Genomic DNA, 20,382 nt, shown 5'->3' with positions numbered 1-20,382 from the left:
CAGGGTGTTCATCAGGCCTCCCGCTGCGCCATGGCTTCGCGCAGGAAGAAGTCCAGCGTCTTGCCGACGGTGGCGGCCATGGCGGTGCTCGGCTGCCAGTCGATCAGGCGGCGGGCGTTCTCCACGCTGGGCTTGCGGTGGGCCACGTCCTGGTAGCCGTCGCCATAGAAGCTCTTGCTCTCCACCTCGCGGAAGCCGGCGAAGGGCGGGAATTCATGGCGCAGCGGATGGGCCTCGAACTGGGCCAGCAGCTCTTCGGCCAGCTCGCGGATGCTCGCTTCGTTGTCCGGATTGCCGATGTTGATGATCTGGCCGTCGCAGCGACCGCCCTGGTTCTCGATGATGCGGAACAGCGCCTCGATGCCATCGTCGACGTCGGTGAAGCAGCGTTTCTGGGCGCCGCCGTCGACCAGCTTGATCGGGGTGCCTTCCACCAGGTTGAGGATCAGCTGGGTGATGGCGCGGGAGCTGCCGATGCGCGCCGAGTCCAGACGATCCAGACGCGGACCCATCCAGTTGAACGGGCGGAACAGGGTGAATTTCAGGCCCTTGGCGCCGTAGGCCCAGATGACCCGGTCGAGCAGCTGCTTGGAGACCGAGTAGATCCAGCGCTGCTTGTTGATCGGGCCGACCACCAGGTTGGAGCGGTCTTCGTCGAAGCGCTCGTCCTGGCACATGCCGTACACCTCGGAGGTGGACGGGAAGATCACGCGCTTTCCGTACTTCACGCAGTGGCGAACGATCTTGAGGTTTTCCTCGAAGTCCAGTTCGAACACGCGCAGCGGATTGCGGGTGTATTCGATGGGGGTGGCGATGGCCACCAGCGGCAGCACCACGTCGCACTTCTTGATGTGGTATTCCAGCCACTCGGTGTGGATGGAGATGTCGCCTTCCACATAGTGGAAATTCGGATCGGCCTTGAGCCGCTCGATGGCGTCGGAGCCAATGTCCAGGCCATAGACCTCGTACTCGCCGTCGGCCAGCAGGCGTTCGGAGAGGTGGTTGCCGATGAAGCCGTTGACGCCGAGGATCAGCACCCGGGTGCGGCGCTTGGCGCGGCGATCCTGGCGGTGCAGGCGGGCACCGGCCACCAGGCCGGCTTCGCGGGCCAGTTGCGGACCGGACAGATAGAGGCCGTTGTCGCCCAGCTGGCCGGCCTGGATTTCCAGGACGCCTTCGCCACAGGCGATGCGCAGCGGCTCCAGGCTCAGCACGCTGCCGGGGGCCTGGTCATGGGCTTCCTGGCGCGCCTGGGCGCTCCAGACGATCAGCTTGCGATCACCGATCCAGCCGAAGGCGCCCGGATAGGGTTGGGTCACGGCGCGCACCAGGTTATTCAGTTCCACGGCCGGACGGCTCCACTCCAGCTCGCCATCGGCGGCGCTGCGGCGGCCAAAGGTGGTGGCCTGGCTTTCATCCTGCTCGCGTTCTGGCACCGTCCCGGACGCGAGGGCAGGGAGCACTTCATTGAGCAGCGCCTGGCTCGTTTCCCTTAGCTTGGCGTGAAGTGTGAGTGCGGTGTCGTCAGGCGCAATCGCAACAGGCTTTTGGGCCACGATCGGGCCGGCATCGGCACGTTTGATCATGCGGTGCAGGGTCACGCCGGTCTCGGTCTCGCCGTTGACCAGCACCCAGTTGGCCGGGGCGCGACCGCGATAGCGCGGCAGCAGCGAGCCGTGCAGGTTGTAGGCGCCGCGCTTGGCGCAGGCCAGGACGTCGTTGGACAGCAGGTTGCGGTAGTAGAAGGAGAAGATGAAATCCGGCTCCAGGGCGCGGATGCGCTCGACCCAGATCGGGTGGTTGACGTCTTCCGGGGCGTGTACCGGGATGCCGTGGCGGGCGCAGAGCTGGGCCACCGAACCAAAGAAGCGGTTCTCGCTCGGGTCATCCGGGTGGGTGAAGACGGCGGCGATGGGATAGCCGGCCTGGATCAGCGCGGCGAGGCCGGCGCAGCCGATGTCGTGGTAGGCGAAGACGATGGCGGTTTTCATCAGGGCTTTCCTATTACTGGACTTGGCGAAGCGGTGCTGGCGAGGGGGAGCTGCCAGGCGCACTTATGATTTGCTCGATGTGGAATCGCGGTCGCGCACGGACATCGTTGTAAACCCGGCCAAGGTACTCACCGAGCAGACCGAGGCCGAGGAATTGGGCGCCGGTGAAAATGAACAGCACGGCGAACAGCGAGAACACGCCATCGGCTGCCCAATCAGCGCCATGGGTGAGGCGAAGGAACAGCAGCAGTGCGGCGAAGAGGAAACCGAAGATGGCCAGGCCACCGCCGAACAGGCTGAGCATGCGCAGCGGGGTGGTGGTCATGCAGGTCAGCAGGTCAAACATCAGGTGGATGAGCTTGAGGAAGCCGTACTTGGAATCCCCGTGTTCGCGCTCGGCGTGGGCTACCTCAATCTCGGTGGTGTGGCGGGCGAAGCTGTTGGCCAGGATCGGGATGAAGGTGCTGCGCTCGTGGCAGGCCAGCATCGACTGCACCACCTGGCGGCGATAGGCGCGCAGCATGCAGCCGTAGTCGCGCATGGCGACGCCGGTGGAGCGCTGCACGGCGCGATTGATCAGCCGCGACGGCAGGGTGCGCAGGTAGGAATCCTGGCGCTGCTGGCGCACGGTGCCGACCACGTCGTAGCCCTGGGCGGCGGTGTGCACCAGGCGCGGGATCTCTTCCGGCGGATTCTGCAGGTCGGCGTCCAGGGTGATGATCAGATCGCCACGGGCCTGCTCGAAGCCGGCGAGGATCGCCGAGTGCTGGCCATAGTTGCGATTGAGCAGCACCGCCACGACCGGGCTGTCCGGCTCGCTGGCGGCCTGCTGCAGCAGTTCGGCGCTGCGGTCGCGGCTGCCGTCGTCGACCAGGATGATCTCCACCTGGCAATCCAGCAGGCGGCAGGCGGCGCGGGTGCGGCGCAGCAGTTCCGGCAGGCTGGCTTCTTCGTTATAGACGGGAATCACCACGGACAGCTTATCGATGGCATAGGGCTTCATACGCCTTCTCCGACAGGTTCTGAGTAATGCCTTAATGGGCTAGGAAATGCCGAGACGATAATTAGGCGGCGCCGTGGGCGAGTACGTCTTCGATGACGGCGACCACACGCTCGATGTCATCCATCGTCATGTCCGGAAAGAGGGGAATCGAGCACAGCCGTGACGAATTCCATTCGCTGTTGGGCAGCGCCAGCGCCGGCCAGCGCTCGCGGTACCAGGGATGCAGGTGGGTGGCGGTGAAGTGGATGCCGGTGCCGATGCCGCGGGCCTTGAGGCCGGCCATGAAGGCTTCGCGATCCAGGCCACACCGCTCGGGGCAGATGCGCAGGATGTAGAGATGCCAGGCGTGGGTCTGGTCGTAGTCAGGCAGTGCCAAGGGGACGACTGGCAGATGGGCCAGGCGCTGGGTGTAGGCCTGGGCCAGCAGCCGGCGGCGGCTGTTGATGTCGCCCAGGCGATCCAGCTGTACCAGTGCCAGGGCGGCGTGGATGTCCGAGAGGTTGTACTTGAAGCCGGGCTCCTGCACCTGGGCCTGGGGCTTGCGGCCCAGGGCGTGACGGTCAAAGGCATCCACCGCCAGGCCGTGGAATTTCAAGCGGCGCACCCGCTCGGCCAGGGTGGCGTCGTCGGTCACCAGCATGCCGCCTTCGGCGCAGGTCAGGTTCTTGATGGCGTGAAAGCTGAAGATGGCGGTGCCGCGCTGGCCGATGGACTCGCCTTGGTAGCGGGTGCCGGCGGCGTGGGCGGCGTCCTCGATCAAGGCCACGCCATGCTCGCGGGCCAGGGCGCGCAGCGGGGTCAGGTCACAGCTGGCGCCGGCGTAGTGCACCGGCACGATGGCCTTGGTGCGCGGGGTGATGGCGGCGGCCACCTGCTCGGCGGAGACCATCAGGGTGTCGCGGTCGACGTCGACGAACACCGGGGTGGCGCCGATCAGGGTGATCATGTTGGCGGTGGAGACCCAGGTCAGCGAGGGGGTGATCACCTCGTCGCCCGGGCCAATGTCCAGCGCCAGCAGGGTCACGTGCATGGCCGCGGTGGCCGAGCACAGGGCCACGGCGTGGGCGGCGCCCACCGAATCGGCGAAGCGCTCTTCCAGCAGGTTGGCCTGGGGCCCGGTGGTGATCCAGCCCGAGGTCAGCACCTGGCTCACCGCGGCCACTTCCTCGGCGCCGATGCTGGGACGGGAGAAGGGTAGGAAAGTCAGATCGACGTTGATGTTTCCTGAGGCTTGAAGCGCATCTGTCATAACACTGCATCCAGTAGCGAAGTTCACTTGGTTAGCGTAGCCCGTGTTCGGCGAAGCGCCTCATGGGATGGCTAGAGGTACTGTTTCGATCCGCTCTAAAGCGCTAAATGACGGCAAATAGCCATGAAAGCCCTCTCTGGAGCGAATGCATTTCGATAACCTTATTCAACGTCTACGGAATGTAAACAAAGCGTCCCTATGGTTCTGCCTGCGACTGCTCGCACTTTTACAGCAGAACTAAGTTGGCTCGCCTCGAGATATCGCGCGCCGATTGTTCAGTGACGCATAGGTAACCAGCGCCAGTAGAATTGACAGCAATACCAGCGATGAGCCTACCGTGCCGAAATCGAGGCCGCCATGATCGTGGGGCTTGGTAAGTACGTCGCCCAACGTGGCGCCGAAAGGGCGCGTGAGTACGAATGCAATCCAGAAGATAAGAACTGACGAAATCTTAGTTGCGTAATGAAGTATCGCCATCAATGCGATTAGGCTGCCGATAAGTAGTGCACCACCAACAAAGCCCAGGCCCGAATCATCAGCCAGATAGTCACCAAGGGCTGTACCCAGGGTGTTTGAGAACAAAATCGCGAACCAATAGAAGAGCTCTGCTCTACGACTGGTGATGTTGCTTACCGAAAGGCTTTTTTCGCTTAGGTACCAGATGAGAAAGATACTGGCGAGGATCGCGATCAAGATGGCCGAGCCGGTCGCGTAGCCCAGACCCAGGGTGCGATCCATGAAGTCAGACATCGTGGTGCCTGCGACACTGGTAGCCAGGATAACCGTCCAGTAGAGCGGTGGGTGGTACCGGCGCACCGAGAGCTGACCCAGCAGGGTCGCGATGAAAAAGCTGATGAGGATGACCGAGCTCAGAGCATAGCCAACGTTCAACGTCATTGAGACGAGGTCGCCGGCCGTCTCACCCAATGTTGTTGCACAGATCTTCATGACCCAAAAGGCCAAGGTGATTTGAGGAAGCTTGTTCATCGAGAGGATACGCTTGGAGGAAGTGCCGGACGGGGTGAACGGCGAGGCGCGCATCATCTCGCTTGAATTGTCAAAAAATGGTCATGCCTTCATCAAAAAAAGCTTATGGAAGGGTTTTTTCAGGATGGCGCAGCTAAGAATAGTTGGGAGGTCAGCGCTTTTTTCCAAGTTTTGCCTTCACCTTGTCCACTCTTGGGCCCACGTCCCGAACGATGGTTTTAAGTACGTCTGTAGATACGCCTAGACTTTTTGACCAGTATAATAGTTCGGAGCTTTCATTTACATTGATCAATAAGCAGTCTTTTTCTTTGTCGTAGGTCACATCTTTGTCTTTCACTCGTCTTATCCTGAAGCTGGTGGAGAAATAATATATTTTTCAAGGTATTTAGTTTTATCGATTGCTGCTCAAATTCTGAAAACGAAATCCCTAATCGTGCTGCCATAGAGTAGACGATCGCGTGCGACGGATATTATGTATCTCATTTTTGATAATGATTATCATAATCTATCAATCTTTATCCATATGTGAGAACCCCATACTCCCGGTCATGGGCCTATCTGGAAAAGCCCTAGTTAGAGGAATATCTCGCGGAACGAGTAGGTTGCGATGGACTGCATACCTCCAAGGGTGAAGGTATGCAGTCACGTCGTTCAACTCAAAATTTCGAAACGTGTTGTAACAAATCGGGTATCTGATGCCTGCAAATCGAAAGTGACGTATTTCATCACCATAGGCATAGGTACCAGTATCGCTTGTAAATAGCGCGTTGCCGTAGTTCGGCTGTTCACACCACCTGCTATTGGAAATCGCGACTGCGCGTATCGAGTCCCTGCAAAAGCTCGCTTATATCCTTCAGCCGACCTGCCACCACATGTAGTACACCGTCTCGCGTCTCGATGGTGCCATCCACACGCATCAGCAGAGACGCTACCAGCTCACGTCGCTGACGCTCCGCCAGGGTTCGCCAGACCACCACATTGACCATCCCGAACTCATCTTCCAGCGTCACGAAGGTCACGCCGCTGGCAGTGCCTGGGCGTTGCCGACCGACGACCAGTCCGGCGATCCGGGCCGGCTGGCCGTGGCGCCGCTCCTTGAGGTCACGAGAGCTCATAAGGCGCTGAGCCATGAGCTCGGGGCGGAGCAGGGTAAGAGGGTGGGGGCCAAGGGTAGTACCCAACGAGGCATAGTCGGAATGGAGGTCTTCGCCCGTGGTGGGAGCGACCAGTTCCTGGATCTCCTCTACAACGACTGCGCCCTCAGAGAAAAGCGGCAGCTGTGGCTCGATTGCGGCCATTGCCCATCGAGCTTGGAAGCGATGACCAGCCAACCACTTAAGCGCTCCTGCATCGGCGAGGTGCTCTCGTGCTTTGGCATCAAGACCGGCACGTAGACACAAATCGGTGACATCACGAAACGGTTGCTGCTTACGGGCTTGCTCGACCGCGCGCCCGGCTTTCTCAGCGAGGCCTCGCACCATACGCAACCCCATTCGGATGGCCGGCTGCGAGCTATCGGCGACGGGCTCAAGGCTGCAATCCCAATCGCTGTAGGTCACGTCCACCGGTAGAGTCTGCAACCGATGGCGCCGGGCGTCCTGCAGGATCTGGTCTGGGCTGTAAAAGCCCATCGGGTATGAATTGATCAGCGCGGCAGCAAAGGCCGCCGGCTCATGGCATTTGAGCCAGCAACTGGCGTAGGTCAGCAGGGCGAAGCTGGCCGCGTGCGATTCGGGAAAGCCGTAGCTGCCGAACCCCTCGATCTGCCGAAAGATGTCTGCGGCGTACTCCGCGGTGTAGCCATTGGCGAGCATGCGTGTGGTGAGCCGCTCTCGATGCGGCTCCAGGCCCCCATGGCGCTTCCACGCCGCCATACTGCGGCGCAACTGATCGGCTTCGCCCGGGGTGTAGTCGGCAGCGAGGATAGCGAGCTCCATCACCTGCTCCTGGAACAGCGGCACACCCAGGGTCCGGCCGAAAACGCGCTCTAGCGCCGGCGGGTAGCTGATCTCTTCCTGGCCCGTCCGCCGGCGTAAGTACGGGTGAACCATCCCTCCCTGGATGGGGCCCGGCCGGACGATGGCCACCTCGATCACCAGGTCGTAAAAGGTCTGCGGCTTCAGCCGCGGCAGCATGGCCATCTGGGCGCGTGACTCGATCTGGAAGACGCCGAGGGTATCGGCGCGGCTGATCATGGCGTATGTCGGCTTGTCCTCCTGGGGGACGGTAGCCAGGGTCAACTCCTCACCCCGGTAGCCCTTCACCAGGTCAAAGCACCGGCGCAGGGCGCTGAGCATGCCCATGGCGAGGATGTCGACCTTGAGCAGGCCCATCGCATCGAGGTCGTCCTTGTCCCATTGGATGACCGTCCTACCTTCCATGGCCGCGTTCTCGACCGGCACTAGGGTATCCAGCGTCTGGTCGGCGATGACGAATCCGCCCGGGTGTTGGGAGAGGTGCCGCGGGAAGCCGATCAGCTCACTGGTGAGCACAAGGATCCGGTGAATAAGGGGGCTATCAGGATCGAAGCCGGATTCGCGCAGGCGCTCCGGCGGCGGTAGGTTGTCCGTCCAACGGCCGCAGCAGTCCGCCAGCGCCGTGATTTGGTCTGGAGGCAGACCCAGGGCCTTGGCTACGTCCCGCACAGCGCCTGCAGCGTGATAGGTTGATACCACCGCGGTGAGCGCAGCACGCTGCCGGCCGTAGCGGCGGAAGATGTACTGGATGACCTCTTCCCGGCGGTCATGCTCGAAGTCGACGTCGATGTCCGGCGGCTCATCGCGCTCGTGGCTGATGAAGCGCTCGAACAACAGGTTGATCCGGGTCGGATCCAGCTCGGTGATGCCCAGCGCGAAACAGACGGCTGAGTTCGCGGCCGAGCCGCGCCCCTGGCAGAGGATCCCCTGCTGCCGTGCGAAGCGGACGATGTCGTGCACGGTCAGGAAATAACTTTCATAGGCCTTGTCGGCGATCAGCTGCAGCTCCTTTTCGATCTGGGCGCGCAGTCGATCCGATAGGCCCTCGGGCCAGCGCCAGGCGCAGCCCTCTTCAGTGAGTACACGCAGCCAGCTGGTGGCGGTGTGACCCTCCGGCACCACCTCGCTTGGGTACTGGTAGCGCAGCTCGGCCAGGCTGAAGATACAGCGCTCAGCGACGTGCAGGGTCTCCGCCAGCAGCTCGGGCGGATAGCACCTCGCCAAGGCCTCGCGGGTGCGCAGATGACGCTCTCCGTTCGGGAAGAGTAACTGGCCAGCTTCCGCCACCAGGACGTGATGGCGGATCGCGGTGATGGTGTCCTGCAGGGCCCGTCGCCCGCGGCAGTGCATGTGCACGTCGCCGGCGGCCACCAGCGATACGCCCAAGGTCGCCCCCAGCTCCTGGAGCTGCTGCAGCCGCACTTGGTCGTCCTGATCGAAGTGGAGCTCCGCCGCGATCCATAACCGGTCCGGGAATACCTCCAGCAACCAGCGCACGGACTCTGCCTCAGCGCCCCGATCCGGTACCCAGAGCGCGACAAGGCCAGCGACTTGGCTGAGGTCCTCGCGCAGCAGCCGATAGCTGCCCTTTTCCGCGCGCCGGCGGGCGAGGGTGATCAGCCGGCACAGCTGCTGGTAGCCCTGCAGGTCTTGCACCAGCAGCACCAGCTTGGGGCCCTGGGCGACCTGAAACTCCGCGCCGACGATCAAGCGGACGTCGTGCTTCTCCGACGCCTGCCAGGCCCGCACGATGCCGGCGAGCGTGCACTCGTCGGTGATGGCCAGCGCCTCATAGCCCATGGCCTTGGCCCGCTCGAACAACTGATCGACGCTGGAGGCACCGCGCTGGAAGCTGAAGTTCGACAGGCAGTGCAGCTCCGCATAGCCGGGTGTCACGCGAACCACCCCTGCACCCACCAGCCCGTCCCTTCCGCTGGCGACTGGAAGGCCCAGGCCGTACGCCCGTCGGCGAGTTCCAACACGTAGTAGTCCCGGCGGGCGTCTTGACCATCCCACCAGCCGCTCTCGATACGCTCCGGCCCGCTCAGGACCCGTGACTGATCGACATCCAGAGGCTCCGGCGCCGGCAGCAGCCAGCCAGGCCGCCGATTCGGTCCCAGTGCCTGGAGTGCCAGTGAGGGCGTGTCACGCCGCCAGGCCCGCTCAGGCCGGTGATCGCCCTGGGCGCCGATCGCATAGACCGCGTCATCGCCCAGGCGAGAGCGAAGCCGCTCGCGCAGCTGTTCCCAACTTACCGTCTGTTGCGGACGTTCATCGAAAAGGCCGCTGTGCTGAGGGACGAAGGAGGGCAGCTCGTCGGCAACCAAGCCGATGGCGAGCACCGGCTCAACCACTTGGGTGGGCTCCAGGCGGCCGCGGGCAAATTCGAACAGCAGCGCCGGGTCCCGCTCAGGAGCGAGCAGCCCCACCACCACTTCAGTCGTCGGCGCCTCGCGATGCTCAAGGCGCAGGGTGAAGCGCTGGGCGCCCATGTCCCGGCTGGCGAGGTAAGTGGACAGGTCCGAAGTCAGGCGACGCAGCGGGAACAGCAGCGCCTGCGTTGACTCGACTTCGAAGTTGAGCTCGATCCGCAGCCTGAAGGTAGTCGGGGGCAGGAAAAACTCTAGAGGCAGAATCTTGCTGCCCAGCATCTGATCGAGGTGGTTGAGCAGACTCTGGGGGAAACGCCGGGCGAGCTGGGCCCGGGGCAAAGCCAGCACCTGGCTCAGCTGGCGCAGTCCCATGCGGCCCAGGGCTTGGACTATTTCAGGCTCGAAGCCAAGCAGCGCCACCGGCAACGTCCGCATCGCGCTGGCCAGGCCGGCATCGTCACGCACGTTGAGGCTGTCGCCGGCGTTGGCCAACACCCGGGCGGCGACCGGGTTGGGCGCCAGGGTGATCCGGTGGCCGAACCCGAGCGCCGTGAGCTCCTGGCGCAGGCGCGCTTCGAACCTTGGCCATGGGCCGAAGAGAGGCAGGCTCGAGTGAATCTCGAGCACCAGCGCGTCGGCGAAGTGCAGGCTCACCTGGGAACTGAACCCGTACGCCCAAGCCGCTAGCAGCTCGTGCTGGCGCCTCAGCGCCGCCTCGTCGTACTCCACCGTCGCAAACTGCGGGCAGATCGCCTGGGCGGCGGCATAGGTCATTTCAGGCCGGAGCCCGAGCGCCAAAGCCGCCGGGTTCGCCGCCTTGATGATCCGGCGCTGTATAGGCCCGTGCAGCAGTACCAGGGGTTCGTCCGGGTCAGGACAGTTTCGCAGCACACCGTCCAACGCGAACTGCGGGAAAAAAATGCAGGCCCATTTCATGGCGGTTGTCCCTCAATGCCAGACCCGATGCGCCAGCGCGGTCGCCGGTGGATTGCCGCCGCGGCACTTGAGCACCCGCAGCTGCTGAGGCGAACCCTCGAGCACCAGGCGCAGTGCTGCAGGTGAGGCATTGACGGCTTCCCGCTGGTGGCGGAACGCAAAGGCAAGGGTCTGCCCGGTCTCTGCAGCGACCTGCAGCCGGCGCAGCGCGCGATCATCCGCACGGTTGGGCCAGCAGAGCACCGCACCGCAGCTACCGGAGCGCAGGCACTGTTCCGCTGCCCATAGCACTTCCTTGCCCTGCACCTGGATGACGCTCAGCCGGCCAAGGTCGACGCCAGCCTGCAACCAGGCGTGCGGGTAGATCAGGTAGGGAGGGGCGATTAGTACAACCCGCTCGCCGGCGGCGGTCAGGCGCGCCAGTGTCGGCCATACGAGGCACAGCTCACCCAGGCCCGGTCGCGCACTGAGGATTTCGGTAAGCGCTGCATCTGGCCAACCGCCAAGGGGTAGTTGGGCGTCGAGCGCGGCGTGCCCAGTTGGCTGGGTGCTGGCGTCGTCGACGTGGGGGCTCTGCCCGCGCCACACGCGGCGGCTATCGAGCAGGGAGTCGAGCGCAACGACATTGGTGGCGGCATTATCCATGCTGCACCCCTGTTGGGGCCGACGGCGTGCTGCCACGTTCGGTTAGCAGGACCTGCAGCTGCGCCCGCACCTTGAAGAGGTCCGCATGCAGGACGGAGTTCATCGACTCGAGCCGCAGGATATGACGCTGAGCACGCGAGAGGGGATCATCGCGGTCGTCCGGGACGAGTCGGTCGCCATGGGGCACGTGGCGCTGGTTCTCCTCTTGGACAAATTGGACGTAGCGCAGTCGGTGACGCTGTACTTCCGCCGTCAGGACATCCCGCTCAGCGACCAGAATGCGATTGGCGCGCTGGGCCTGCCCGAGGCACTGACGCACCTGATCGAGCTCTTCGGTCAGCAGGTCAACGAGGTTGCGGCAGTACGTCAGCTCCGTAGGGCGGAAAAGGGACTGCTGCTGTTCGAAGCTGTCCTGCTCATCACCAAGCATGTCCATAGCGGCCCACCTGCTCAGTCCCTGAAGCCATGACCCTCTGATACTTGACAGAACGACCGGGACAACCGTGGCAGAGATGAGGGATGGGGCGCGAAATGGACATGGAATAGGCCTCCTTTCAGGATACTGTATGGATAGACAGTAATCAGTGAAAGGGTTCCCAGCAAGCTTGACACCGACGAACGGTAAAGGAAGAGATAGGCCTTCATGGGCGGTAGACCCACCATACAGTGAATGGCTGACAGCTGAGTAACCAAATTATAAGAAGCTATCGAGAGCTTCGGCTCTAACATGGTAATGGTCAGTCGAATTAAATGTAGACGTATTTTTATTTTTGGAGAGATTGTAATTGTTTCTTTTTTGAAAGCGACAATTGCTTCCGTCGCAAATTTGCACTGCGCTGTGGTGCACTGCTGGTCAAAGCAGCTTTAAGCCGTAATTTTTTTACGGAAGCTTGCGAAGGTGGTAAGCTATGCAGCATAGCCAAAAAGGAATTATTCAATGCTCAGTAAATTTTCTGTCAAAAATTTCCGAAATTTTTCAGATTGGCTGCATTTTGACTTGCTGAGCCAACAATATGAGTTCAATGAGCGTGCTGTCAATGATGGCATTGTAAGGCATGCAATGATTTATGGTCCCAATGGCGGTGGAAAAACCAACTTGGGTCTTGCAATGGTTGATCCGGTTTTACATCTGGTGGATTCTCCAAGTTATTTTCCTTCTTTGGCTAATAATTATATTAATGGAGGGTCTGACGTAACTATTGCTGAATTTGTATTTGAATTTGTTATCGACGGGTCTGAAGTTGTATACGAGTATGGAAAAAAAGAGTGGAACAACTTGGTTTATGAGCGGCTTTCCATAGGCGACAAGGTTGTTTTGCAGATAGATCGTCGTCAATCGACGCTGGGCGAGATAAATTTGCAAGGAACAGAGCACCTGAAGAAAGATGTAGGTGATTCGGGAATATCTTTGCTTAAATATATAAAAAGTAATTCTCTTTTAGATGAGTCTAGGGAAAACACTCTTTTTTCTAAGCTTTTGGTTTTTATTGAGAGCATGGTCTTTTTTAGGTCTTTGAACGCTACTAATAAAGGAGAGTACGTAGGTAAAGATATTGGAGTTAAACGTCTTTCGCAAAGCATAATAGATAGCGGATCTGTGAAGGACTTTGAGCAATTCCTTAATAGTGCTGGAATAAAATGTAAACTGGTAGTTGAAACCAATCCCAGTGCGAGCTCCAGTGATAATCAAACGATCTGCTTTGATTTCGGTAGGCTAAAGTTGGAGTTTGGTGCAACTGCATCTACAGGGACATTGTCCCTTGGGATATTTTATTTTTGGTGGCTGCGTCTAAAGAAAGGGGAAGTGAAGTTTGCATACATTGATGAGTTTGATGCTTTCTATCACCATGCACTAGCCTCTACGATTGTAGAGAAAATCATCCAAGCAGATGCCCAAACGATTTTATCAACACACAATACAGGCGTTATGAGTAACGATCTTCTGCGCCCTGATTGTTACTTTGTCTTGGATAAGGAAATACTTCCGCTTACTCAGCTAACTGATAAAGAGCTTAGAAAAGCTCATAATTTAGAAAAAATCTATAAAGGGTTGTCTAGCTAATGGAGCGAACTCTATTTGTATTTGAGGGCGAGCGGTTAGAGAGGCTTTATTTTGGAAGCTTGGAAAAGGTGTTTTTTCCAAATCAAGAGGAAAGGCTGCTCGCAACTTTTAAAAATGACATTTACGAGCTCTATAAAGAGATTTCTGCAGATGATGATCTGGACCTTTTTGAACTTGTCAAGGAGCTAAATCCCTCTGTTAATGAAGATGATAATCTGACGAGGTTAAGACGAGACCAAATCGGACAAATTTACCTTTTCTTTGATTTCGAGCCATCTGATGACCAATTTGGCGGGCGCAAGCTGCTTGAGATGCTAAATCGGTTTGATAACGAAACTGAGCATGGGAAGCTATTTATAAGTTATCCGATGGTAGAGGCCATTAGAGATATCGATAATGTGGAAGAGTTTCTTGCTAGATCGGTAGCTATTGAAGATTCTAGAGGGAAAATATACAAGCGGATGTCTGCTGAAAGAGGTTCGCAGGCTTATCAAGATGCAAGAAAAATTACTGCTTTAGAATGGCGTTTCTTGATAGAGGCAAATCTTCGGAAGGCTAATTTAATTATTGAAAGCGGAAATCCTCTGGGGCCTGTCAATAATCAGGCTTGTATTGCAAGGAAGCAACTTAATGAAGAGGATGAAAACTTGCCTCGAGATCCGTTGTTCGTTTTAAGTGCATTTCCTATATTTCTAGCAGACTATTTTGGTCTTGATATATTACGCGATTCAATAACCTAGGCCAATATGGCTTCACTATAGCGGATTAGGGGACTAATCAGGGGTGTTTTCATTTTTCCATTTTTCGGACTCTTCTTAATTTTATAATAAGTTATTTGTCTCTTTAAATAAAGCCACCCTCGGGTGGGTCTGAAGAATAACTACTTGCAAGTTGCCTCGCCAACGCCATCTCAACCGAATCACCACCCTGGTTTAACGCATCGAGCCTTAGCTCCGAAACGTCTCCCGACGTGCTCTGAGCCACCGCAATCTTCTTGGCCAAAAAAGGGCCCTTCTTACGAAGGGCCCTTTTTTACGCTCCGACAAGTTGTCTAGCCAACGCCATCTCGACTGAATCACCGTCCTGGTTCAGCGCATCGAGTCCTGACTCCGGAACGTCTCCCGACGTGCTCTGAGCCACCGCAATCTTCTTGGCCATCAGCTGCAGGCAGGTGATCTGCGAGCTGCCGGCATAGCCGAAGAACAGCACCCGTACCGCCTTCTTCTGACCGATCCGCCACGACCGTCGCGCTGCCTGCTGCAGGGTGTAGACGTTGTAGCCCGTCTGCAGGAAGACGATGGTCGGGAAGTCCAGCAGATCCAGCCCGGTCTTCACCAGCTCCGGGTTGGTGATCAGTACGTCGACGCCACGGTCGACCTGGTCGAGGATCCAATCCTCGCGCCGGGCCGTATCCACCGAAGCACGCAGTACCGCCACCTTCAGATCGGCCTGCTCGAGCAAGCGCTTGAGCCGACTGGTCGTGTCCCGGGTGCCGCTGTAGACGGTGTAGGCCAGCACCTTGCGGCCCAGCGCCTTCTCCTGACGGCACAGCTCGATCAGCGCCTCCTCCTTGGGGCTGGCCTGGTCTTCGTCGAAGATCGCGTCGACCCTGGCCAAGGTGTCCCGGGTCCGAGGGTGTTTCACCACCTCCGGCCGGAAACAGCAGTCCGGCCAGGCCAGCAGCACATTGAGCACCACCCCAAGTAGCGTGGTGTCTCGCCGTGCCAGAGCCTGGCGGAGCTCCGCGGTCAGTTTGCTGGCCAGTTGCCGATAGGCCGCGTCCTGGTGCGCCTCCATCGGGATGTCGACGAACTCCTCCTGGTACGCCGGCAGCACATTGCCGCCAATGTCCTTGAGCTTGAGGAACACGGTAAAGGGCAGCACGAAGCGGTGGATGCCTTTGGGGCCGAAGCCTGGGGCCTTCACCGTCCGTACCGAGAGCTTCTTGCCCCGGGCCGTCTTGTGCGACTGGCTGTCGCGCTCGGTGTAGATGTCCTTGAGCACGCCGTGGTCGCGCATGAACGACATGGCCGCAGGGGCCATGCTGCCGCGCGCGTTCGGTCGGTAGCCGTCCTCGATCATGCGCCGGGAGAGGATCCGGAACAGGAGATAGAACAGATCGTCGGCGTAGCCGCCCATGAGCGTGCCCGTCAGCAGCAGCGTCTTGCGCGCTTTCGCTGCCAGCACCCCCATGGCCTGGCCCTGGGCCGAACCGCTGTTCTTGTACTCGTGTCCCTCGTCCACCACCAGCAGGTCGAAGTAGCCGTCCGGGAGGTAGCGCTTGATGAACTCGGTCGGCTGGTAACCGCCCTCGCCGAAGCCGAATTCCAGGTTGGCCATCGCTCGCTCCATGCGCTTAGCCTGGCGATCGCTGAAGACGAAGTTGCCCTTGGCGTCCATCAGATTGATGAACTCGTGGACGTTGTCAGCCAGCATCGTGGCGAGAAACTCTTCGCCGAAGTCAGCCACCAACTTCTCGGCCCGGATGGGGCCGATGGTAGGTATGCGGCACATCGACTTGAGGATCACGCTGCGTCTGTCACCAGTCGCGGTCTTGCCCGGGCGCATCAGCGTCCAGAGGGGCGCCTTGCACTTCGGACACTGCCGACGTCGTTCCTCGCACCGGAACTCCTCCAGGGTAAGGTAGTTGCCTTCCTCGTCCTCGAGCACGCGACCACAGTCCGTGCAGCAGGCCAGTCGCCGTCCGCCAGCGGCGCGGCGCGTACCGCACGCCAGCCGCCAGTGAAAGCCCATCCGCATCCGCACGCGGCCCAGGATGAAGAACTCCTGACGACCATCGTACGGCTCGCCCAGGGCCTGGCGGAGCTTGAGCAGCTTTACCAGGGTGTCCGGCCCGTTGAGCACCCAGACGCGCGCGCCCGGGACGGTTTCGAGGATCTCGCGCCGCCACTTGTAGACCAGGTGGGGCGGGGAGACGACAAGGGTGCGGCGGTAGCCTTCGGCGTGGAGTACAGCTGCCACGGCAATGGCCATCATGGTTTTCCCGGTCCCCATCTCGGCGTTGATGATGCCGGCCTGTTCGCCGCGGTCGAGCAGCAGCGCGGCGATCGCCTGGACGACATCGGCTTGCGCCGGGAAGGGTGTGCGGTTGAGCCCCGCCATCACGGCCTGGCGCCCGGTGTGAGCGGCGCCGGCATAGACCGGTGGGTTGGAGCGGTTGAGGGAGTCGAGCAGACCCTCGCCGAACTCGGCGATGAAGTCGGTCAAGCTGACGGTGGTGAGCAGGGCCGGCTGGCCAGCGTTGAGGTCGGTCATGTGGATCTCCTGAGATGAGAAACGGGCACGGCCGACCCCGGATGGGTATCGGCGTACCCAGGGGGTGGAAGAAATAGGATGTCGAGTAACAGCGTGGCCGCCGGCGGCGGGCTGGGTTAAAAGTCCGTGATCAACATCAGCGTGGTTACGCTGCGGTCGGCCTCGGTGATGATCCATACGCGCGGTCCAGCCAGGCCTCTATTGTCATAGCTGGAGAACAGCGCGTTGCCCATGTGGTTTTTGCGCGCGAGCGCCTGGTTGTTTTCGCGTCGCTCATGAGTAGTCATGTCACCCCAATCTCCGCTCAGATGCCGGCTGAGAAAGGCGGTCGGGTCAAGCTCGCCGCGCTCCACTAGGTCGTTGACGGCAGGCGTGATGACGATTCGGCCTGGGTCAAATTTCCTACGAGCAAGGCTGGCTGGAGAGTGGAGTTCACAAGCGAAGCGCTCCGGAAGCGCAATCGAGTTTGCCAAGTACGGCTTGGGTAAGGTCGGAAGGTCAGCCATGTAAAGCTCCTGATCAATGAGATCTGGGCACGGCCGACCCCGGATGGGTATCGGCGTACCCAGGGGGTGGAAGTAATAGGATGTCGAGTAATAGTGTGGCCGCCGGCGGCGGGTCGGGTTAGTAATTCGAGGGCAACAGCAGCGTGGTCACGCTGCGGTCGGCTTCGGTGATGATCCAGAGCCGGGGCTCATCGGACATCGGGGTGTCGTAGCTGGAGAACAGCCGATTGCCCAGGCGCAGGGCCTGGTCGTTGCTGTGCTTGTCCTCGTGGTCAAGCTCGCCCCAGTCCGCCTGCAGGTGACGCCGCAGGTAGGTCACGGGGTTGAGCTCACCGCGTTCCACCCGCTCGCTCACCGCTGCCGTAATGACGATCCGACCAGGGTCGAAGCGTCCAGCCGGTAGCCGGAGTGGTTCAGGTGCTGCAGGTGGTGGTGGCTCGGCCGCTGCCGGCGCCGAGGTGATGGTCAGGACCTGTCCCAGCGTCTGAGATCCCGGTGTCATGTCCCAGGCCCGGATGACGGGCACGAAACGGTCAGTCAGGATCCGCGACTCCAGGACGTTGCCGTCCTCATCCTCAGTGAATTCGGTCCGGCTGACCTTTTCCTTGTGGGTGTCGCCCTTGAGTACCAGGACCCGCCCATTGGGAGAGGTGACTACGCCCGAGATGGCCCCGGCTGCGAGAGCCAGGGCCAGGTGCCATTGCGATAGCGCCTTGACCGGTGGTCGTGGTACTTGGCCAGCCTGGCCAAAGTGCAGGGTGAAGTCGCTCCAGAGTCCGCCCAGTCGACCTGTCTCTAGGGCGAGCTGCTCGGGCTCCAGGGTGACGCGGTAGAAGTGCTCCAGCTCCGTGACGGCGGCTGGCACCCCATAGGGCTCCCCGAGCCATACCTCCGGTAGCGGTTCGGCCGAGGCCTCACTGCTGCCGATCGCACGAAAGCGCTCCCGGGTAGCCTTGACGTCAGCGGGTCTCGCCAGGTCCTGCCGGCGAATCCGGATACCGAAGATCACCACCTGCTTGAAGGTCGGATCTGCGGCCGCGTGGATCTGCAGGCTGGTGAAGTGGTTGCAGAGCCAGCCACACAGCTCATCGTCCAGGACGTAGTGCGGCACGATCAGCACCAGGGTCCCGCCGTATTGCAGCAGCGGTAGCGAGCGTTGATAGAACAGCTTCTCCAGTCGCCGGCGGCCGCTGCCCTGATACTGGGTGGCGTCGCTGTGGTCGGCGACCAGGTCGCCGTAGGGTGGGTTGAGCCAGAGCAGCCCAAAGGCCTGCCGCGTGACGATGGTGTCCATCAGGTCGCCCTGCAGGACGCGATCGAGCAGGCCACGGGCGTGCTCGGCACGCTCCCGGTCGTACTCCACCGCGCAGGCCTGGACGCGCTCACGCCCGAGGGTATGAGCAGCTTCCGCCAGGGCCACACCTTCGCCGGCGCAGGGATCGAGGATCCGCATGGGGCCAGTGGAGGCAGGGCTCAGGGCCTGCAGGGTACGTTCGAGCGTGACCTCGTCGGTGGGGTAATAGCCGTTCTTGGCAAAGTTGCGCGCCAGGCGCGGGAACATCAGGGCCATGGTCGGAGCTCCAGTATTGGAAAAGTTAATGAACGTTAAGAACGTTAATGAGTAAGGGGCCGCAATCGGCCCGATCAGGAGGTGGTGAGCTGACCGGCGCGGATACGCTGGCCAAGGTGGTACTGCAGCTCGTCGAGCTTGAGTCGGAGTCGCCAGCCGGCCAGGTCGCCCAGGGCGCCGGGTAGGCGCTCAAGCATCTGCTCCTGCAGGAGCAGCTCCATGACCGGTCCCTGCCAGTGCGGCAGGAGCGGGAGTGGGCAGGTGTCGACTACCAGCGGCCAGAGGCTGGCCAGGGGGTCGACGCCTTCCCGCACCAAGGCGTAGGCCAAGTGATTGGCACGATCCGGTACCGCGCAGCGCCCGTCGAACAGCCAGACGTGAAGCAGGCTGCCAAACAGGGTGCCGCGCAGCGGGCGGGTCGTGCGCTTCTCCAGTCGCTCAGCGTCCGGAAAGACCGGCAGGCTGCGGCCGCTCTGGACCAGGTGAAATTGCTCGAGGCCGCCTTCGCTGCGTCCCAAGGTGAGCCTGGCCAGGAATTCCTGGACGGCGGTGTCGCGGCCCCAGGCCGAGAGAAAGATCAGCCGCCGCTCTTCATCGCAGACGCAGGCGTCCACCAGCAGATCGGGGCACTCATCGATAGGGTAGAGGGGCATCGTCAGCTCCTTGTGGAGGCAACGCGCCCAGGGGCGGTTGCCCCGAGGTGGGTGAGGGAAGACGCTCAGCGCGCCGCGTGGTATCGCCGGACGCCTTCGCGCCATTCGGGGTTGATGCCGTGGGTGGCCTTGGGCAGGAAGTGCAGCGGGCAACTCCAGTAGAAGGGGCCCGAGCTTTCATCCAGTGACTTGTGGCCCCAGCGGCCTCCGTGAACATCCAGTAGGTCGCAACCGATCAAGGTGCAGGTTTCGCCGGCGGCGACGCCAGGAAAGACGCCATCGCGTTTGGGTACCAGCATCACGATCTGCCACAGCACGTTGTCGACCAAGTGATGATCGATGACCGTGCGGGTGCAGTTGTCGGTTTCGCCGTTGGCGGTCAGTTCAGAGATCAGCGCATCGCGCGTAGGGTGAGAAAACAGCCAGCCCATGGGGAAGGTCCTCTAGGTGATGGCCAGGCCTTCCCGCTGGGAGAGGTCCCAGCCGGGTGTGGTTGTGAAGGTGAGGTCAGGCCGCGCGGTTCCAGGCCTGCGATTTGAAGTCCATGGCGTAGCCCAGCTCGCTCAGCCGTTGGCATTGCTGCCTGAGGCGTTGCCGGTCGACCGTGGAGTCCAGTCGCACTGTCTCGCCGAGTGGCCAGACGGTGCCGAAGAGCTCCTGGTCAGCCTCATCGACGTCAGGCGCAGGCGTTACCGGAGCAGCTGCTGGTGATACCGGCATCCCGAAGGGTGCGTTGTCATCTGCAGGCGCTGCTGGAGCATTGGCAGGCCTGGCGGGACGAGCGGGTTGTGGTCGAGCCTTTGACGGCGGTGCCGCGACAGGTTGCTCTTCATCGAGCGGATCCGGCGACTGCGCATCGATCTGCGCGTTGTCGTAGGCCGTCAAGGCATCGAGGTCCTCGAGCATCATGCTGTCCAGGCGCGCGCGAATCTCGATGACCAGACGGCCGCCGGTGCTGTAGGACGATGCACGGATCTCGGTGATGACGAACTCGCCGCGGTACTTGCCCTCGACGTGTTGCTCGAGCACAGCGTCCTTGATGACGAATTCGCCGATAGAGGTAGAGAGCCGACCGACGTTGAAAGCGCCGTTGCGTCCCTGGATGGTGCGGATGGCCAGGTGGCCGGGGATCTTGATCATGGCGGTCCTCATGAAT

At 60.8% G+C, this 20,382-nt stretch carries 17 protein-coding genes; 3 read left to right on the top strand and 14 right to left on the bottom strand.

The features are described from left to right. Positions 1 to 11: 11 nt before the first annotated feature. The 8 genes from arnA to imuA form a co-directional block, all read right to left on the bottom strand. The gene (gene arnA, locus BGI51_RS22515) at positions 12 to 1,991 is read right to left on the bottom strand and encodes a bifunctional UDP-4-amino-4-deoxy-L-arabinose formyltransferase/UDP-glucuronic acid oxidase ArnA (RefSeq protein ID WP_437179422.1); all 1,980 of its coding nucleotides are present in this window, start codon (positions 1,989 to 1,991) and stop codon (positions 12 to 14) included. A 13-nt stretch (positions 1,992 to 2,004) separates the two neighbouring features. Continuing rightward, positions 2,005 to 2,994: an undecaprenyl-phosphate 4-deoxy-4-formamido-L-arabinose transferase gene (arnC, locus tag BGI51_RS22510; protein WP_187979823.1), complete on the bottom strand. Its 990-nt coding sequence runs from the start codon at positions 2,992 to 2,994 to the stop codon at positions 2,005 to 2,007. 61 nt (positions 2,995 to 3,055) lie between these two features. Then, a complete protein-coding gene (gene arnB, locus BGI51_RS22505) occupies positions 3,056 to 4,243 on the bottom strand; it encodes a UDP-4-amino-4-deoxy-L-arabinose aminotransferase (RefSeq protein ID WP_187979822.1) in 1,188 nt (395 codons plus the stop codon). Positions 4,244 to 4,480: 237 nt separating this feature from the next. Beyond that, the gene (locus BGI51_RS22500; protein ID WP_187981388.1) at positions 4,481 to 5,230 is read right to left on the bottom strand and encodes a COG4705 family protein; all 750 of its coding nucleotides are present in this window, start codon (positions 5,228 to 5,230) and stop codon (positions 4,481 to 4,483) included. 151 nt (positions 5,231 to 5,381) lie between these two features. Beyond that, positions 5,382 to 5,567 (bottom strand): DUF3606 domain-containing protein, encoded by a 186-nt coding sequence (locus BGI51_RS22495; RefSeq protein WP_187979821.1) that lies wholly within the window; start codon positions 5,565 to 5,567, stop codon positions 5,382 to 5,384. 460 nt (positions 5,568 to 6,027) lie between these two features. Then, on the bottom strand, positions 6,028 to 9,102 hold the full coding sequence (locus BGI51_RS22490; RefSeq protein ID WP_187979820.1) for an error-prone DNA polymerase: 3,075 nt from the start codon (positions 9,100 to 9,102) through the stop codon (positions 6,028 to 6,030). After that, the gene (locus BGI51_RS22485; RefSeq protein WP_187979819.1) at positions 9,099 to 10,514 is read right to left on the bottom strand and encodes a Y-family DNA polymerase; all 1,416 of its coding nucleotides are present in this window, start codon (positions 10,512 to 10,514) and stop codon (positions 9,099 to 9,101) included. The genes BGI51_RS22490 and BGI51_RS22485 overlap by 4 nt, the downstream gene beginning before the upstream one ends. 12 nt (positions 10,515 to 10,526) lie before the next feature. After that, positions 10,527 to 11,159 (bottom strand): translesion DNA synthesis-associated protein ImuA, encoded by a 633-nt coding sequence (gene imuA / locus BGI51_RS22480; RefSeq protein ID WP_187979818.1) that lies wholly within the window; start codon positions 11,157 to 11,159, stop codon positions 10,527 to 10,529. Positions 11,160 to 11,244: 85 nt separating this feature from the next. On the opposite strand from imuA, the gene BGI51_RS22475 reads away from it, so the two are divergent. The 3 genes from BGI51_RS22475 (at position 11,245) to BGI51_RS22465 (ending at position 13,961) form a co-directional block, all read left to right on the top strand. Next, on the top strand, positions 11,245 to 11,628 hold the full coding sequence (locus tag BGI51_RS22475; protein WP_187979817.1) for a hypothetical protein: 384 nt from the start codon (positions 11,245 to 11,247) through the stop codon (positions 11,626 to 11,628). A gap of 468 nt (positions 11,629 to 12,096) precedes the next feature. Then, positions 12,097 to 13,221, top strand: a complete 1,125-nt coding sequence (locus tag BGI51_RS22470) for an AAA family ATPase (RefSeq protein WP_187979816.1) — start codon at positions 12,097 to 12,099, stop codon at positions 13,219 to 13,221. Then, on the top strand, positions 13,221 to 13,961 hold the full coding sequence (locus tag BGI51_RS22465; protein ID WP_187979815.1) for a hypothetical protein: 741 nt from the start codon (positions 13,221 to 13,223) through the stop codon (positions 13,959 to 13,961). Before BGI51_RS22470 ends, BGI51_RS22465 begins: the two co-directional genes overlap by 1 nt. A gap of 292 nt (positions 13,962 to 14,253) precedes the next feature. Here BGI51_RS22465 and BGI51_RS22460 read toward each other — a convergent pair whose 3' ends face one another. The 6 genes from BGI51_RS22460 to BGI51_RS22435 form a co-directional block, all read right to left on the bottom strand. Next, entirely contained in the window at positions 14,254 to 16,497 is a 2,244-nt protein-coding gene (locus BGI51_RS22460) for a DEAD/DEAH box helicase (protein ID WP_187979814.1), read from the bottom strand. A gap of 116 nt (positions 16,498 to 16,613) precedes the next feature. After that, complete coding sequence (locus tag BGI51_RS22455) at positions 16,614 to 17,003, bottom strand: hypothetical protein (RefSeq protein ID WP_252977167.1); 390 nt, start codon at positions 17,001 to 17,003, stop codon at positions 16,614 to 16,616. Between the two features lie 118 nt (positions 17,004 to 17,121). Continuing rightward, positions 17,122 to 18,573 (bottom strand): DUF6094 domain-containing protein, encoded by a 1,452-nt coding sequence (locus BGI51_RS22450; protein WP_187979813.1) that lies wholly within the window; start codon positions 18,571 to 18,573, stop codon positions 17,122 to 17,124. 74 nt (positions 18,574 to 18,647) lie between these two features. Continuing rightward, the gene (locus BGI51_RS22445; RefSeq protein ID WP_187979812.1) at positions 18,648 to 19,226 is read right to left on the bottom strand and encodes a hypothetical protein; all 579 of its coding nucleotides are present in this window, start codon (positions 19,224 to 19,226) and stop codon (positions 18,648 to 18,650) included. A 65-nt stretch (positions 19,227 to 19,291) separates the two neighbouring features. Then, positions 19,292 to 19,657, bottom strand: a complete 366-nt coding sequence (locus BGI51_RS22440; RefSeq protein ID WP_187979811.1) for a hypothetical protein — start codon at positions 19,655 to 19,657, stop codon at positions 19,292 to 19,294. A 76-nt stretch (positions 19,658 to 19,733) separates the two neighbouring features. Further along, positions 19,734 to 20,366 (bottom strand): DUF3275 family protein, encoded by a 633-nt coding sequence (locus tag BGI51_RS22435; protein WP_187979810.1) that lies wholly within the window; start codon positions 20,364 to 20,366, stop codon positions 19,734 to 19,736. Positions 20,367 to 20,382 lie beyond the last annotated feature (16 nt).

The organism is Pseudomonas oryzihabitans (assembly GCF_014522265.1).
Lineage (GTDB): Bacteria > Pseudomonadota > Gammaproteobacteria > Pseudomonadales > Pseudomonadaceae > Chryseomonas > Chryseomonas aestiva.
The sequence above is the reverse complement of the archived record's forward strand: the minus strand, read 5'-3'. Positions and strand labels throughout refer to the sequence as shown.